Raw genomic sequence first — 16,046 nt, forward strand, 5'->3', positions numbered from 1 at the left:
TTATTATTTAAAATTGAAAATTAAAGCCCAATGAATATACTCTAGGCATCTGATAATATCCGTTGTCTATGTTCCCAAAAACTTCAGGGTCCACCCCTGTATATTTAGTAATTACAAAAACGTTTTGTGCCATACCATATACTTTCAGATTACTTCCTTTAGAGAAAACTTCACCGAAATTATAGCCAATATTGATATTATCTAATCTTAAGAATGATGCATTCTCTACATAAATATCCGATTTGTACTGAGGTACAGAGAATTTATATTCTGGAGCAGTGGAGAATACATTTTGAAGGTATTCGTTTGTAGACGCAGACTGCAATGAACTATTGGATGCCATGTTGTTATAAACATAGTTTCCTAATACGGCTCTTGCACTAAGCGCAAAATCCCAGTTTTTATGAGATACTTTAGTTGAAAAACCTAAAATAGCATCCGGAGTAGTAGACTTGTAATAGTACATATCTTTTGTATTGATCATGCCATCTGCGTTTCTATCTACATATGCTCCGTCTACAGGTTTTCCATTAGTATCATATACCTGCTGATATACCCAGAATGAATTTGGAGCATATCCTACAGCATGTGCCTGAATTCTGTTTCCGGCACCTCCCTCAATACCACCGACTTCCATATTGAATGATTCATCTGCTCTGTCTTTCAATTTAGTTACAATTGGATTGTAATGTGTTGCATTAAAGCTTAATTCCCAAGTAGTCTTTTCATTTTTAACAGGAACTACTGTAATGCTTCCTTCAATACCTTCATTCTTCATATCTCCCACATTTTGCCAGCTGGCATTACTTAAGCCTCCTGCTGCTTCATCAGCATATACCAATAGATCCTTAGTGTCTTTTCTGAAAAGGTCGATAGATCCGGTAATTCTATTTTGAGTAAAACCAAAATCCAATCCTATATTTTTTGTAGTGGTAGTCTCCCATGTAAGATTTGGATTATAATTGGCAGGTCTGAACATAAAATAATATTCGTTCCCAAATTGATAACTAGCACCTGGATAACTTGGATTATATGCGGCAAATGCAGGGTAATTATTAGGTTTATTTCCGTTTAGAGCCGGTAGTTCCTGCTGTCCGGTTTTTCCCCATCCCGCTCTCAATTTTAAAGTACTAATTGCTGAAATATTTTTGATGAAGTTTTCTTCATTAAGCTTCCAAGCCAAAGAAACTCCAGGAAAGACACCCCATACATTATCTCTTGTCCCGTTAAAGAATCTTGAGGAACCATCTTTACGAACAGATCCAGAAATAATATACTTATTAGCTACTGTGAAAATAGCTCTTCCATAAAAAGATATTAGTGTATTCTGTGTTTCAAAATCTAGATCCGGTGGTAAAGTAGTACCATTTCCTTTATAAGTAATAGCTCCCGGAACAATTGTGCGGAAATCCTGGTAAGCATATCCGGCTGTAATATCTACTCCTGTATTAATTGGAGCTATATTTTTAACATAATTAAAATAGGTTTCCAAAAGTTTGTTCTTTTTTTCCATCGAGTAGAAATTAGAACTTCCTTTGTCACCGTAACCAGGTCTGTAGTTTGCATCTTTAAATTTGTGTCCTTCACTTTTTGTATAATCATAACCGGCATTCACATTAAAATGCAGGTCAGGAAGAAAGTGAAGTTTGTAATCTAACTGAATATTTCCCAATCCTCTGGTCACAGATGATACATCTCGTACGCCATCAATTAACCCAAGAGGGTTGGTATTGGCATTCACATTATATCCTGTTGCTGATCCTGAATCCAACCATTCATAATATCCTCCATAATTGGAGTTTCCGGAATATACAGGCTGTGTAGGGTCAAAATAAGTAGCTGCTTTGATTACTCCTCCATCTACAAATCTGTTATCTGTGAAAGTTCCTTTGGCATTGACATTTACTGATAAATGATTATCTAAGAACTTAGGATTTAAGTTCAAGCCTACTGAGGTTCTACGGAAAGAATTTGATCTTACAATACCGTTTTGTTCGTTATAACCTAATGATAAACGGTAAGGCAAGCCTTTAATACCTCCTGACAGGGCTACATTATTGTCTGTTCCCCAAGCTGCCTGGTAAATCTTGTCCTGCCAATTCGTATCTGCATTTCCAAGTTTGGTCTTGTAGTTTGCCGGTGCGTAGGTATTGACAAAATCTCTAAACTCCTGTGCATTTAACACATCTACATTTCCCATTTTCGTAGAAACCGAAGCTACTGTTGAGAAATTCACTTTAAATTTCCCGGAGCTTCCTTTCTTAGTTGTAATCAAAATAACACCATTAGAAGCTCTATTACCATAAATAGCAGTAGCAGAAGCATCTTTCAGGATATCAAATGTTTCAATATCATTGGGGTTGATGAGAGATAAAGGATCAGAAACACCATTCATTCCCACAAAATCCTGAGGAACTCCATCAATAACAATTAATGGAGAGTTTTCTCCACTTAAAGAAGATGTTCCCCTGATTCTAATTTTTGTACCCGACCCCGGAGCACCGCTGTTATTCGTAATCTGTACTCCAGGTGTTTTACCCTGGATCAGCTGACCTGCAGAAGTTGCTCCTCCGTTGAAGTCTTTGGCAGTAACTGAAGTAATAGATCCTGTAAGGTCAGATTTCTTTTGTTTTCCATACCCGATCAATACAACCTCTTCGATTTTTTTCTCCTTGGTTATAGAGTCTTGTGTCTGTGCATGTATCATTGAACTAGCCAATAAAAAGGCAGGCGCAATTTTTAATACCGTTGTAAAATTTTTCACAATATCGTTTTTTTTAGTTTCGTTTCTTTAATAATGCTGTACAACCAGCCTTGCAATTTATAAAAAATTTAGAATTATTATAATATTATTGAAAATTTAGATAAATTTATGTAAATTGCTTGTCTGTTAAAAAACCAAATATCTGTTTTCCATAACATTACGTTAATATATGCGATGCATAATATATTGATATAATTAACAAAAAGTTAAACATTTGTTTAACTAAATGTAATATTTCTGTCTGGCAGACGGGTAAAAAACTTATTATAACCGAATATTAGGCGGTTCTAGGAGATAATTCTTATCTTTGCAGTTAAAACTTTACGATAAATGTCAAACAGAAAGATGATTACGGCAGCTTTGCCTTATGCAAACGGACCGGTTCATATAGGACATTTGGCAGGTGTGTATATTCCTGCGGATGTCTACGCAAGATTTCAGAGAAGATTAGGAAAAGATGTAGCATTTATCTGCGGATCGGATGAGCATGGGATTCCTATCACCATTAGAGCAAAAAAAGAAGGAGTAACACCTCAGGATATTGTGGATAAATACCATGAGATCATCAAAAAATCTTTTTCAGATCTGGGAATTTCTTTTGATGAGTATTCCAGAACAACCTCTAAAAAGCATTACGAAACGAGTCAGGATTTCTTTAAGGTCCTTTATGAAAAAGGGAAATTTACGGAAGAGATTTCTGAGCAGTATTTTGATGAACAGGCCGGAGAATTTTTGGCAGACCGATATATTGTAGGAACATGCCCGAACTGTGGGAATGAAAATGCTTACGGAGACCAGTGCGAAAAGTGTGGGTCTACCCTATCGCCTTCAGAACTGATCAATCCGAAATCCATGTTAAGCGGAAATGTTCCGATTCTTAAGGAGACCAAAAACTGGTATCTTCCCTTAAATGAATATGAAGATTTTCTGAACGAATGGATCATTGAAGGCCATAAAGATGACTGGAAACCGAATGTATACGGACAGGTTAAATCATGGTTGAATGATGGTTTAAAGCCACGTGCCATGACCAGAGATCTGAACTGGGGAGTTCCTGTACCGCTTCCAAATGCAGAAGGGAAAGTGCTTTACGTTTGGTTTGATGCCCCTATCGGATATATTTCTTTCACTAAAGAATGGGCAGAGAAAAACGGAAAAGATTGGAAAGATTACTGGCAGAATGAAAACAGTGATCTGGTTCATTTTATCGGAAAGGATAATATTGTATTCCACTGTATTATCTTCCCTGCAATGATGAAAGCTCACGGTGATTATATCATGCCGAAAAATGTTCCTGCCTTTGAATTCTTAAACCTTGAGAACGATAAGATCTCAACGTCCAGAAACTGGGCGGTATGGGCACATGAATATGTAGAAGAATTCCCGGGACAACAGGATGTGTTAAGATATGCACTTCTTTCGTCTGCTCCGGAAACAAAGGACAATAATTTTACCTGGAAAGATTTCCAGACTAAAAATAATTCTGAGCTGGTAGGAATTTTCGGTAACTTTATCAATAGAGTTGCTGTTCTTATCCATAAATATTATGATGGTATTGTTCCTCAGGGAGATGTAAAGAGTCCTGAATTAGGAGAAATTAACAAAACCGCTAAAGAAATTTCAGGATTCTTGGAAAATTATGAATTCAGAAATGCATTAACGGCATTAATGAATCTTGCCCGTTTCGGAAATCAGTACCTTCAGGCTGAAGAACCCTGGAAAACGATTAAGGACAGCCCTGAAAAAGCAGCACAATCCTTATTTGTAGGAGCTCAACTGGCAGTTGCTTTAGCTCAGCTTTGCGAGCCATTCATGCCTTTTAGCTCTGAAAAGCTATTAACCATGTTCAATGCTGAACAGGTGAACTGGAGCGATGTTGAAAACAAATCTGTTTTAATAGAAACTGGTCATAAAATCAATGAAGCTTCTCTTCTTTTCTCAAAAATTGAAGACAGCGTCATCGAAGCTCAGATTGAAAAACTGGAACAGACCAAACAAAACAATAAAAAAACAAACCCTAACGCCAACCCTATGAAAGAAGAGATTTCTTTTGATGATTTTGCTAAAATAGACCTTAGAACAGCTACCATTTTAGAAGCTGAAAAAGTAGAAAAAGCGGATAAATTATTAAAATTCAAAGTAGATACAGGGGTTGATATCAGAACTGTGGTTTCAGGTGTTGCAGAAAGTTTCACACCGGAAGAACTTATCGGGAAACAAGTAATGATCTTATTGAACCTTGCTCCAAGAAAGATCAGAGGAATAGAGTCTCAGGGAATGTTCTTATTAACGACAAAACCTGATGGAAAACTGTCTTTCGTAACACCGGATGACAGCAATGTGGAAAATGGTATTGAGATAGGATAATCTATTTTTAAGATAAAGCAAAAGACACATGAAAAATCATGTGTCTTTTTTTATTTTATACTCCATCCTTAAAACAAAATTTAAACTCAATGACCTTAAAAACTTGATATTAACCTTAACACCATTAAAAAGAGTTTAGCGATTAAGAGTATTAAGAGATTGCTTTGCTGCGCTCGCAATGACAAGGCAATATTTATTTTTTAGTCAGTTTTGCCAGATAGGAATCTTCATCCTGCATTATTTTTTCTACCTTAAAGCCGTTATTTTCTGCGGCATTTTTCAAAGTTGTAAAATCAAGGTAGAGCCATTTGATAGGATCTTCAGATTCTCCTTTATAATGAACCACATAATCCAGTTCACCATAATAGCCGCCTGCCGGAATATAAACTCCCCCATCTTCATCACGGTCGAACATATACAGAATATCTGTGCTGTCGATCAGGATCTGTCCGTTATCATTAATTAAAGTGTACAGCTTCTGAAGATAGGTATCAATTTTTTCCAGACTTTCAAAAATTCCGGTTCCATTCATCAGAAGCAGGATGGTATCAAAGGTTTCACCGGAAAAATCAAGCATATTTTCGCATACCGCTTTTTTAATTCCCCTAAGCTTACAGACTTCAACAGATTTTGGTGAAATATCCAGTGCCAACACATCAAGATTTCTTTCGTTCTGAAGATACAAAGCATGAGAACCGGCACCGGCACCAATGTCCAGAACTTTCCCCTGAGCCAGCTCAAGTGCTTTCTGCTCAATATCGTTCATCTCCTCAAAATCTCTGAAAAGATACGCTACCGGAAGCTCATCCAGTTCTGATATTGATGTTTCTGTCTGCAGATCCTCAGGATTTTCATTGCGAAAATAATCCCAGACTGCCTTACCCATTAAATCTTTCATTGCTGTCTTTAAAGGGGCAAAGATAAGAGTTTCGGGTTCGGATTGCAAGTTTGTCTGCGGTGAGGATTGAGAGTTTGAGGGTTTGAGAGTAAATGAGTTTGAAAGTGATTTTGGTTGCTGGTTTGTTCGTTGCTGGTTACTGCGTAATTATTAAGTTAATGAATTATTGTCTGGTATGGGATGTCTTGGTTCTTGATTCTTGATTCTTGATTCTTGGTTCTTGGCTCTCGGCTCTTAAACCTGCCATTCACCATTCACTTGCAAAGCAAAATTCACCATTGACCTAATAATCCTACCCCATCGAATCCTTCTCCTTATGCCTATCCTTTTCCGATTCATTCTCTGCAACGCCGGCTTTCCAGTAAGAATAAGCATTGAGTTCCTGTGAAGTCCAGTTTTTTTCTTTTCTGAGATAGGTACGGATTTCTTTAACGCTTGAAAACTCGGCCGCAACATATCCGAATTTAGTAGTTTCCGGAATCGTGATATTTTTTACCGTATCCACCATCTCACTGCTGATATGCGGAGTTGCATTATGAAGCCATTTAAATTCAATATCAGCCTTAGTTTTAAGGATCTGTTCGTCTTCTTTTCCGTGAACTTCGATGATGCAGACTCCTTTCGCTGTTTCCGGTAAAGTTTCCAGCATCGCACTCAGAACAGGAATGGCAGTTGCATCTCCTACAAACAGGTACCATTCAGCATCCGGATACATTTCTTTAGCTTCGGTTCGCATCATGATGCCCAGTTTGGATCCGGCTTCAGATTCCCGGGCCCATTTTGATGCGGGACCGCCATCACCATGGTCTACAAAATCAATGATCAGCTCATTTTTGTCCAGATCAATCCCTCTGTGGGTATAGGTTCTTATGGCAGGAGCTACTTCTTTTGGAGGATAAACCCATTGGCGGTTTTCATCCAACGTCGGAAAATGAATTTCATCCAAACCTACAGGAGGAACAGCGATCTTATTATTATCACCAATGGTGGTATTTTTAAACAAATGAGCTTCGGGAGAATACAGATAGACTCTGATGTAATGATCTGTGATATATTCTTTTCTTATCAGTTCTGCAACAATCCGCCCTGTTTGAATTCTTGACATATCTTTTAATTTATTGATACAAATTTAATTTTATTTTGTCTAAATAAAATTAAATAATTCAAAAAAAGTAAAGCCCCACTAAAAAATTATAGCAGAGCTTTACTCGTGAAAAACAAGGTATCTTTAAACCGCAGGCCCGGCTGCGTCTTTTATTTCTTCTAATAATTGTTTCCGTTCACGGAGTCTTCTTCTGGCAATTACAGATTTACCGCCGAGAACTCTGATGAATCTCAAATACCGGAATCTTTCCCTTCCAAAATGATGTGTCATGACGTACAGCAGCACTCCAAAACCTACCAAAATAATATATCCGAAGATCTTTTTGCCGGCCACAATAATGGCATTCAGCTGAAGCGTCTTCATATTCGCGGCTAAAGTCTGAGGACTAACCGTCATTCCATCAATATATACCGCCAGATCTCCTACCGCTGTTATCTGGAAACGGTACTGAAACCATGAATACAATGCTGAGAAAAAGCCCACCGCAAGAAACGTTCTCCATACCAAAACCAGCCCTATTGCAGCCAGCATATCATCCATTTCAAGTTTATCCAGGGTATAGAACCACACTGAAATGAACAATGAACACGTCCCGTATCCTTTTAACAACATCGGCAGGTACCAGTTCTCATAATTGAATTCTAAAACCATCGAAAAGTACATAATCAATGCATACCCCATCATTGCTGAAAACCCTGAGAAGATGTACATTTTCAATGGTATTTCTTTTTTAAACCAAAATACAGCAATTGTTCCTGCCAGGATAATTCCAGGAATCATGAGTAGATTCAGCCCTGCGTTCGTTTGCTGATCATATCCGAGAACTCCTACTGCAAAGGTATTCTGCAGTGCAGTCGTTCCTAAGAACATTCCCAGAAACAACAGCATAAACAGACCATGCTGCACATTATTTTTTTTGAATATCGTGAATGATAAATAAGGCCTTTTTAAAGTAAACTGACGAACCACCAGCAAAGCAAAGCTTACGAAAGCAGCCATACTCGCATTCATAATATGTTTTGAATTCCACCAATCCTGTTGCTTTCCAAAAGAAAAAACATAGGCGGAAAACATAAACGTAGAAACGAATAACATGATACTCATCCAGTCAATATAATGTAACGGAACTTTTAAGGCAAAGTATTTATCATGCATAAATATCCAGTGGATCAGGGCAAGAATGAAACACAATACCGCTGCAATGATGTAAAAATACTGCCAGTTGTAATGAATGGAAACGACCACTGAATAATAAGCTGCCACCTGGTTCATCACTAAAACAAAGGTGTAAAACAGTCCATAAAACATCCCTCTGTTACCGATCATTGTCATTAACGGAAGGAATAATTCAATAGTCACCATCATCTTTAAAAACCCGATAAACAGAGCCGTAAACACAAATACCATTGGCTGCATCGTTGTTCCATTGATGTAGCTCAATACTCCTAAAAGTACGAGCAGCACCGTCATTTTATCTCTCACCTTGAATCTCATCTTCATTCTGAGAACGATCGGCATACAGGCGCCCATTCCTATTGTGGTAGCATAATTGGCCCACATAAAATATTCTGTCATCGCACCGGTACCGCTCACCAGATAACTGATGTTTCCGGTGTACACCCCGCCAAGCGGCATCACGACTGCCAATAGCAGTACGATGAGCAGCAGCTGTACGGGTTTGGGTACCCAGTCGTTGTATAGTCCTTTGTTGTACATGAATTTAGAAATTAGATATTAGAGGTTAGAAGTTAGAGGATGGAAGCAGGAGATGGAAGTTTCTTTTGTCATCATACTTCTGCTTTCCAAATAAGTTCTGTTTAAAAAAAATTAAAAATAAGAAAGGGACCGGAAGTTATGATTCGTCTGCATCAACTTCCCTCTTCTGACTTCCGGCTTCCCTTCTAAAATCTTTCAATCATTAAATGCTTAAATCTTTCAATCCTAATTAATATTTACATTCATATTCATTCCTGCGCTCAGTTTTTCCAGATCTTCTTTTTTATTAGAGTTGCTGAATTCTATTCTTACTGGAATTCTCTGCTGTACTTTGATAAAGTTACCTGTAGAATTGTCGGTAGGAACACTGGAATATCTTGAACCTGTCGCTGCTGAAATGGCAGTGACTACTCCTTCAAATTGTTTTCCTCCCAAAGCATCAGCGGTCATTGTCATCTTTTCACCGATCTTAATGTTAGGCATCTGGCTTTCCAGAAAATTAGCTGTTACCCATTTCTGGCCATTCAGAACGATGGTAGCGACTTGCTGACCCGGCTGAATCAATTGTCCTTCAGATATCGTTCTGCGTCCCATGATTCCATCGTAAGGTGCGGTGATGACAGTATAAGAAAGATTGATCTTTGCCATATCCAGTGCTGCCTTTGTTCTTTTGATCTCTGCATCATTAATTCCTAATTTACTTTTTACCTCAGTTGTGGAAAGGTTAGCCGACTGTTTCTGGTTGACTAAGGTTTCATATGCTGCTTTCTGAGCATCATATTCTGTTTTGATCTGGTCGTACTGTTGTCTGGTCACCGCTTCTGCGGCAAGAAGGTTTTTATACCGGTTTAAATTCTGCTCGGCATTCCATAATCTTGCTTTGGCACCGGCAATATTAGATTCCATGACACTTACGTTATTGGAAACTGTATTTACGGATGAACTTGTTGCTGATCTCTGGGCAATTGCATTCTGATACGCAGCTTCTGCCTGGCCTAACTGGGTTAATAGTTCATTCTTATCCAGGATGACCAGGGTATCTCCTTTTTTAACCTTCTGGTGCTCTATAAATTTTATATCTTTAATATAAGCCGAAACCCTTGTATTGATTGGGTTAATGAATTCTTCTACCTGAGCAGCTTCCGTATACGTTTTGTCTCCTATGTGAAAATATTCGCGGACCAGCCAGAAAAGTCCGAATCCTATAACCAGGAATACAACCGTATTAGAAATGATGGCTCTGATTTTATTTTTTTTGTTCTGTTTCTTTTTAACGGCTGCTCTCGACTGTGCCGGTGTGGCCTGGGTATTTTGAGTATTTTGTTCCTTGTTTTCCATTATCTTGATTTTCAGTTTTAAAATTAAAGCGTGCCTGCAGCCTTCAGCAGGTTATAATATTGATACAATACATTGATCTCCGCATTGGCATAGTCCAGTTCCGACTGAAGTTTCTGGTTCTGCGCATCAATCATTTCTGCCTGTACCGCTAACTGGTTTAAATATTTGGCTTCCGTAATCTTGTAGTTTTCTTCAGCCAGTCTTTTGGAATCATTCAGGATATCAGCCTGCTGAATAGATTCCTGGTATTTTACATAAGCTGCATTCACTGCCATATCTACATTCTGCTGAACGAGCATCACTGCATCGCTGGCCTGTGTTTTCTGTAGTTCACCAAGCTTAACTTTTTCTTTTGTCTTGTATAAATTATCAATATTGTAGCTCAATGAAACACCAGCCTGCCATCCTCCGGAATACATATCCAAAACAGGATTTCTATTCGTAATCGGACGTTGTAAAGTATAACCTCCGAATCCGGAAAGCGTTGGCATTTGATCCGTTTTTATTATTTCAATATTTTTATCAGCAACATCAATATTTTTCTTTGCTGATTTCAGCTGAGGATTACTGTCGTGAGCAAGATCCATATAATAATCGATACCGATCCCGGATTCTTTATCCGTTAAACTTTCAACAGGAACAATTTCTGTATCGGAAGGAAGTCCTAACGCGATATTTAAATTGTAATTAAGGATCTTTTTGTTATTTGTAAGGGTAAGAATTCCCTGATCCAGATTTTTGATGGCCAACTCTCCACGGATAACCTCATTACGGGTCACCATACCCTGCTGATAAAACTTCTGGATATTTTTCAGACGTTCCTGAGCCAGTTTTTTGTTATTCTGAAAAACGGTTTCCTGGTTCAATATTTTATAGATATCCAGATAATTGGAGATCACGAGAAATTTCACATCAAGCTTATTTTTTTCCAAATCCAGTTCTGAAAGCTGCTCACGTAGACCTGCCATCTCAATGGACTTATTCACCAAACCTCCTTTAAAGATCAGCTGGGTAGCCTGTACAGCATATGAGCTTCCGTAATGAGGCATCGGAATATCGGTTGAGTTCGAAAAATCTTTGTCTATTGCTACCGCATCGCCTAAATAGAACTGGCTTGTAGAAGCTGTAATATTAGGGAGCTTTTGAAGTTTTGCAACATTTGTACTCTGTTTTGCAATGTCAATATTCTGCGCAGCCACTTTTAACTGCTGGTGGTTTTTCACAGCCATATCGGCTGCCTCACCTGCAGTCATCTGTTTGATCTGTTGAGAAAAAAACAGCGCAGGGAATAGAGCTATCACGAATGATAGTGCTGTTTTTACATTATTTGTCATTTTACCTTGTTTTACGAAGGCAAAGTTACGGTGGCTACAAATTCAATCAAATGTTTGAATTTTGGAAAAAGATGTTCAAATGTAAGATTTTAACTTTCAAACTGATGTCTGTACTGTCGTGGGCTTACTTCGAGATGCTTTTTAAAAAAGTGAGAAAATGCATATTGATCGCTGAAACCGAGGATTGAAGAAATCTCTGAAACAGGTTTATTGGAGGAGTTCAAAAGCACTTTGGCTTCATTCATTACAATTAAAGCAATGATCTGGCTGGCAGATTTCCCGGTAATGGATTTCACGACTGAGGAAAGATGTCTGGTTGTAATCGACTGCCTTTCGGCATAAAACTCAACGGTTCTTTCTGTAAGATGATGTTCTGCGAGATCTGTCAGGAATACAAAAACAATCTCTTCCTGTCTGGACATCTGATTCATGGAATTGTTATCTTCCTTGGAAATAATTCCCGCCATCTGATAACAGAAAACGGAGAAAAGATGTTCCACCATCTCTTTTTTGTAGAGCATTTCAGTATCTGAATCTAAAATATATTTAAGAAAGTTAACACTTTTCCAGACCACTTCCATTTCATTTTCAGGAAAAGGAACCCCCTTATTCATCTGCTGACGGAAATAACGATAGGTGATCAGCCTGTTGAATTTCAATGACAGTGCAGAGATAAAATCTCTTTTGTAAGAAACCATTCTCGACTGAAAATCGCCGCTTACGGAAACCATTTCATAAATCGTCTGAGGGTCGGTTACCATAAACATATTGGCAGAAAGCTCCAGATCACTGAAATGCTGACGAAGCTTTATCGTCCCTGATTTAATAAAAATAAAGGCAGGGTTTTCCGGACGGAAAGGTTTATCCGCAGAAATTCTCTCGAAAATATTATGCTGAGTGAAAATTTCAACACCAAATTTTTCTAAAGCTGACATGGCACAAATGTAGCCAATATAATTTTCGCTTACAACCTTTAATCTTCCAGAGAATAAACCGCAAAGCTCGCCAACCAGTGGTCTCCGCCATAATTCCCCTGAAACAATAAAGGAAGTCCTTTGGCTAAAAATACATCTGCCGTTTTCTTAAAATCTTTCTTCAATGGATGCCCCTCTGGAAGAGCCTTTGATATCCCTTTCATGCACCATGCTTTAGAAAAAGAAAGTCCAACCAGATGCACGGTCTGATAATCGCTCAGGTCACTGACAACAGGGATTTTCTCAATATTCTCCAAACTTCTCTTCTCATAAAAATTGTTCAGCCACAGGACAAATTCTTTTTGTGGCAGTACTCTTCTCATGAGGTCTGCAATTTCAAGGCTTGGCGAGAAGAAGTCAGATCCGTCTGGTTCCAGATAAGCAGGTGTTTTCTGGTCTTTTCCGTAAAAATATTTTGCTTTTTCCTTTAATTGATTCTCAAATTCCTTGTCATGATTGGCTATAGCCCAATCGATTGCGAAAGCAAGACCAAAGGCTGTATTTGGATGAACTCCAGTTCTGTTCGGATAAGTTTGTTTGGGAAGATAGGCTTTCCATGATTTTAAAATCTGATCTGTGAGAGGTTTTAAATTTTCATGCCAGATTTTAGCTTTTGGATGATTCCAGGTGGTCAGTTCTTCATCAAGCTTCAGCAGCCAGGCCCAGCCATAGGTTCTTTCAAAAGTAGTGGTCAATTCATATTTTGTGAAATAATCAGCTTCAGCCTGCAAGTTTTCTTTGGCTAACGAATTGTCAAGGATTTTTTCAATGTCTTTTGCATTGGCCAGATTGGGTTTAGTCTTCAGCAATCTCACAAGCATCCAGTGTCCGTGCACTGAACTGTGCCAGTCGAAACAGCCGTAAAAACTTGGGTGAAGATCTTTGGGAGTCAAAATAACCTCACCGGCATTATTGATAATGTGTGCCGTCTTATTTGGATATTCCTGATTGATACAGTGAAGGGGTTTTTCAAGTAATTTACCTGCCATTTCATCGGTAAGTTTCGGAACTTCCTGAGCGAACATTAAAAATGGAGAAAATGCGAATGCTAAAAGACTTTTTTTCATTCCCTAAAAATAGAAAATAATTTAGATTTCAGATTGTTTTCAAAACTATTAAAATAATGAATCTTAATAAATTTTATAAAAATATTGTGAATTTGAAACAAAATAAAGATTTAAGCATAATTCTTGATAAGGTTCAATAAAAAATATTCATGAGAAAATTATTTTTACCTTTATGTATACTGCTTTTGATGAGCGGGTGCAAGAAATCCGAACTGGACGTTGCCAATTCCTCTCCAGCAGTAGCAGCTGATAAAGCAGTAGCAGTCACTGAGTATGAAGTGGAGGCTCCTCCAGCGCCAAAAGAAGTTTATCAAATGGCTCCTGCTAGCTCTATTTCTGAAAAATCAGAACCCGTTAATAAATCTGCTCAACCTTCTATAGCCCCGAAAAAGCTGGACACTATTGCCAAAAAGATCATTAAAAACGGCAATATGAAAATCCAAGTGGGAGATATTAAAAAAGCCCAGAATCAGGTAGAAGATATTCTGAAAAAAAATAATGCTTATATTCAAACTGAACAGTTTCAAAATACTGACCTAGATGACAATCTAGACCTTGTTATCCGTGTCCCGCATAAAAATTTCGATGCGCTCATTAATTCATTTTCTGACGGAGTGGGTTCTGTTTTATCCAAAAATATCTCATCTGATGACGTCACTGAAGAATATACCGATGTCTCTATCAAACTGGCCAATAAAAAGATCTATCTCGAGAAATACCGCGATATGCTTAGAAGCGCTTCTACTACAAAAGACATGATCGAAATCCAGGAGACCATCCGCGAACTGGAAGATGAAATTGATGTAGCGGAAGGCAGGCTCCGATTCATTGATGACCGCGTAAATTACAGCACACTCAATCTGAGTTTATATAAGGAGAAAGTAAGAAGTTCTGCCACTTCAAAAATTGGTTTCGGAAGCCGCTTTGCAGATTCTGTTACTGAAGGATGGAACAGCTTTATGAGTTTTCTGTTGGGAATTATTTCTTTATGGCCGTTTCTGCTCCTTATTCCCATTATTATCTTCTTATGGAGAAAATGGAAGTCAGGAAGAAGTACAAAATAACGTTTTCTGTATAAATAAAAATCCGGATGTCGTTGCTGACATCCGGATTTTTACTGCATGATCAATGATTTAAGCATTGAAAAAATCTTTAACGGTTTCGAGCACCTGCTCATCTGACATTTTTTGTGCTGTATCTAATGTTATTGTTAAATTCTTAAATTGAGCCGTATCATGAAGATACTTTTTAAGCTCCTCCTGAATGGTTCCAGGACCTGTAATATAAACTTCCTGGGAATTGGTCAGAAGATGCTCTACTTCTTTAAAAAACTTTATCCGGTTAGTACGTTCAGCATTATTGGCTGCATTTTCACTTGAATTTCCATGCTGTATTTCTGCTTTTACAGGACTGCAAAGGAAAAATTTGAATGCATTCTGTGCATCGTGATTCTTTACAACAATTGCTTTTTCAGTATCTATCCAAAGTCCTGCTAATTTCTTATCTGACATAATTTATTGTTTTGGTGTTATAAGCTGTACAGAACAAGAATGGTGCAAAGGGCATGTTAAGGGCTGTTAAATGTTTATTTATAGGTAAGATGGTAAATGAAACAGCTTCAAACTGATGAATGATTTTATATCTCTCACAGATTTAGCCCATCATTCAGATTAAGAATACTCACAAAAAAAGATCTGCCCGATCTGCTAAATCTGCGAGAGAAATAATAGACAAATTACTGTAGAGATTGCTTCACTTTCAATTCGCAATGACGTTGTGAGAACTATTTCCCTAAGACAAATACCGCAGGAATTTTGTGGAGTTCCGGCTTTGCTTTTTTCCAGTCGTTAATGGTTTTTGTCTGGATTAATTCATGCTCCGGATCGTTAATATTTGCTGCGATGCAGAGCTTTGTATTCGGAGATAAAAATTTGGTAAGATCTTCAAAAAGCGGATTGTTTCTATATGGAGTTTCCATAAAGATTTGAGAATATCCTGTCTGCTGCACTAAACTTTCCAGGCGTTGAATCTGTTTTTTCTTTTCTCCTTTATCTATCGGAAGGTATCCATGAAAAGTAAATTCCTGCCCATTGAATCCACTGGAAATTAAAGCCAAAATAATGGATGATGGTCCTGAAACAGGAATCACCCTGATATTTTTTTCATGACACCATTTCACAATCAGGTTTCCGGGATCCGCAATACATGGAAGCCCGGCCTCAGAAAGGAGCCCAAAGTCCTGTCCCTGCAGCATGAGCGTTTGAGCTTCTTTGATATCAGCATTTTCCGTGTACTTGTCAAGCAGAAACAGCTTCAAATCAGACTGCTTCTTTTCGGGAGCAAAGAATTTAATAACCTTTCTGGCTGTTTTTTCATTTTCCACAAAGAAATAATCCGTCTGCATAATATAATCTTTCAGTACGGGTGAAAAGTGAGTAATAGAAGTATTTTCCGATAAATAGGCTGGGAGTAGAAAAAGCATT

The 16,046-nt window shown here is 38.0% G+C and carries 12 protein-coding genes; 2 read left to right on the top strand and 10 right to left on the bottom strand.

Features of this window, described 5'->3' with window-relative positions:
- Positions 1-7: 7 nt before the first annotated feature.
- Entirely contained in the window at positions 8-2,764 is a 2,757-nt protein-coding gene (locus tag V6R96_RS19015) for a SusC/RagA family TonB-linked outer membrane protein (protein ID WP_336379924.1), read from the bottom strand.
- 330 nt (positions 2,765-3,094) lie between these two features.
- On the opposite strand from V6R96_RS19015, the gene metG reads away from it, so the two are divergent.
- Positions 3,095-5,131 carry a methionine--tRNA ligase gene (gene metG / locus V6R96_RS19020; protein ID WP_336379923.1) on the top strand — a complete coding sequence of 679 codons (2,037 nt, stop codon included), beginning with the start codon at positions 3,095-3,097 and terminating at the stop codon, positions 5,129-5,131.
- A gap of 193 nt (positions 5,132-5,324) precedes the next feature.
- Here the strand turns inward: metG and V6R96_RS19025 are convergent, their stop codons facing one another.
- The 7 genes from V6R96_RS19025 to V6R96_RS19055 all read right to left on the bottom strand — a co-directional run bounded on the left by V6R96_RS19025 (position 5,325) and on the right by V6R96_RS19055 (position 13,563).
- Positions 5,325-6,029 (bottom strand): class I SAM-dependent methyltransferase, encoded by a 705-nt coding sequence (locus tag V6R96_RS19025; RefSeq protein WP_336379922.1) that lies wholly within the window; start codon positions 6,027-6,029, stop codon positions 5,325-5,327.
- A 292-nt stretch (positions 6,030-6,321) separates the two neighbouring features.
- Positions 6,322-7,134: a siderophore-interacting protein gene (locus V6R96_RS19030; RefSeq protein ID WP_336379921.1), complete on the bottom strand. Its 813-nt coding sequence runs from the start codon at positions 7,132-7,134 to the stop codon at positions 6,322-6,324.
- 123 nt (positions 7,135-7,257) lie between these two features.
- A complete protein-coding gene (locus tag V6R96_RS19035; protein WP_336379920.1) occupies positions 7,258-8,850 on the bottom strand; it encodes an MFS transporter in 1,593 nt (530 codons plus the stop codon).
- A gap of 225 nt (positions 8,851-9,075) precedes the next feature.
- Positions 9,076-10,188 (bottom strand): HlyD family secretion protein, encoded by a 1,113-nt coding sequence (locus V6R96_RS19040; RefSeq protein ID WP_336379919.1) that lies wholly within the window; start codon positions 10,186-10,188, stop codon positions 9,076-9,078.
- Positions 10,189-10,211: 23 nt separating this feature from the next.
- Positions 10,212-11,522: a TolC family protein gene (locus V6R96_RS19045; protein ID WP_336379918.1), complete on the bottom strand. Its 1,311-nt coding sequence runs from the start codon at positions 11,520-11,522 to the stop codon at positions 10,212-10,214.
- Positions 11,523-11,611: 89 nt separating this feature from the next.
- The gene (locus V6R96_RS19050; RefSeq protein WP_111957707.1) at positions 11,612-12,457 is read right to left on the bottom strand and encodes an AraC family transcriptional regulator; all 846 of its coding nucleotides are present in this window, start codon (positions 12,455-12,457) and stop codon (positions 11,612-11,614) included.
- Between the two features lie 38 nt (positions 12,458-12,495).
- The gene (locus V6R96_RS19055) at positions 12,496-13,563 is read right to left on the bottom strand and encodes a DUF2891 domain-containing protein (protein ID WP_336379917.1); all 1,068 of its coding nucleotides are present in this window, start codon (positions 13,561-13,563) and stop codon (positions 12,496-12,498) included.
- Between the two features lie 149 nt (positions 13,564-13,712).
- Between V6R96_RS19055 and V6R96_RS19060 the strand changes: the two genes are divergently transcribed.
- On the top strand, positions 13,713-14,627 hold the full coding sequence (locus tag V6R96_RS19060) for a DUF4349 domain-containing protein (RefSeq protein WP_336379916.1): 915 nt from the start codon (positions 13,713-13,715) through the stop codon (positions 14,625-14,627).
- Between the two features lie 69 nt (positions 14,628-14,696).
- Here the strand turns inward: V6R96_RS19060 and V6R96_RS19065 are convergent, their stop codons facing one another.
- Together V6R96_RS19065 and V6R96_RS19070 are read right to left on the bottom strand one after the other, a co-directional pair.
- The gene (locus V6R96_RS19065) at positions 14,697-15,074 is read right to left on the bottom strand and encodes a hypothetical protein (RefSeq protein ID WP_111957713.1); all 378 of its coding nucleotides are present in this window, start codon (positions 15,072-15,074) and stop codon (positions 14,697-14,699) included.
- A gap of 272 nt (positions 15,075-15,346) precedes the next feature.
- A complete protein-coding gene (locus V6R96_RS19070) occupies positions 15,347-16,045 on the bottom strand; it encodes an SAM-dependent methyltransferase (RefSeq protein WP_336379915.1) in 699 nt (232 codons plus the stop codon).
- Position 16,046 lies beyond the last annotated feature (1 nt).

The organism is Chryseobacterium sp. CCNWLW53 (genome assembly GCF_037083525.1).
Taxonomy (GTDB): Bacteria; Bacteroidota; Bacteroidia; order Flavobacteriales; family Weeksellaceae; genus Chryseobacterium; species Chryseobacterium lathyri.

Coding starts and splice junctions, on each gene's coding strand:
- V6R96_RS19035 (WP_336379920.1), bottom strand. CDS start 8,850: ATGTACAACAAAGGACTATACAACGACTGGGTACCCAAACCCGTACAG.
- V6R96_RS19025 (WP_336379922.1), bottom strand. CDS start 6,029: ATGAAAGATTTAATGGGTAAGGCAGTCTGGGATTATTTTCGCAATGAA.
- V6R96_RS19050 (WP_111957707.1), bottom strand. CDS start 12,457: ATGTCAGCTTTAGAAAAATTTGGTGTTGAAATTTTCACTCAGCATAAT.
- V6R96_RS19065 (WP_111957713.1), bottom strand. CDS start 15,074: ATGTCAGATAAGAAATTAGCAGGACTTTGGATAGATACTGAAAAAGCA.
- V6R96_RS19055 (WP_336379917.1), bottom strand. CDS start 13,563: ATGAAAAAAAGTCTTTTAGCATTCGCATTTTCTCCATTTTTAATGTTC.
- V6R96_RS19060 (WP_336379916.1), top strand. CDS start 13,713: ATGAGAAAATTATTTTTACCTTTATGTATACTGCTTTTGATGAGCGGG.
- V6R96_RS19030 (WP_336379921.1), bottom strand. CDS start 7,134: ATGTCAAGAATTCAAACAGGGCGGATTGTTGCAGAACTGATAAGAAAA.
- V6R96_RS19045 (WP_336379918.1), bottom strand. CDS start 11,522: ATGACAAATAATGTAAAAACAGCACTATCATTCGTGATAGCTCTATTC.
- V6R96_RS19040 (WP_336379919.1), bottom strand. CDS start 10,188: ATGGAAAACAAGGAACAAAATACTCAAAATACCCAGGCCACACCGGCA.
- metG (WP_336379923.1), top strand. CDS start 3,095: ATGTCAAACAGAAAGATGATTACGGCAGCTTTGCCTTATGCAAACGGA.
- V6R96_RS19070 (WP_336379915.1), bottom strand. CDS start 16,045: ATGCTTTTTCTACTCCCAGCCTATTTATCGGAAAATACTTCTATTACT.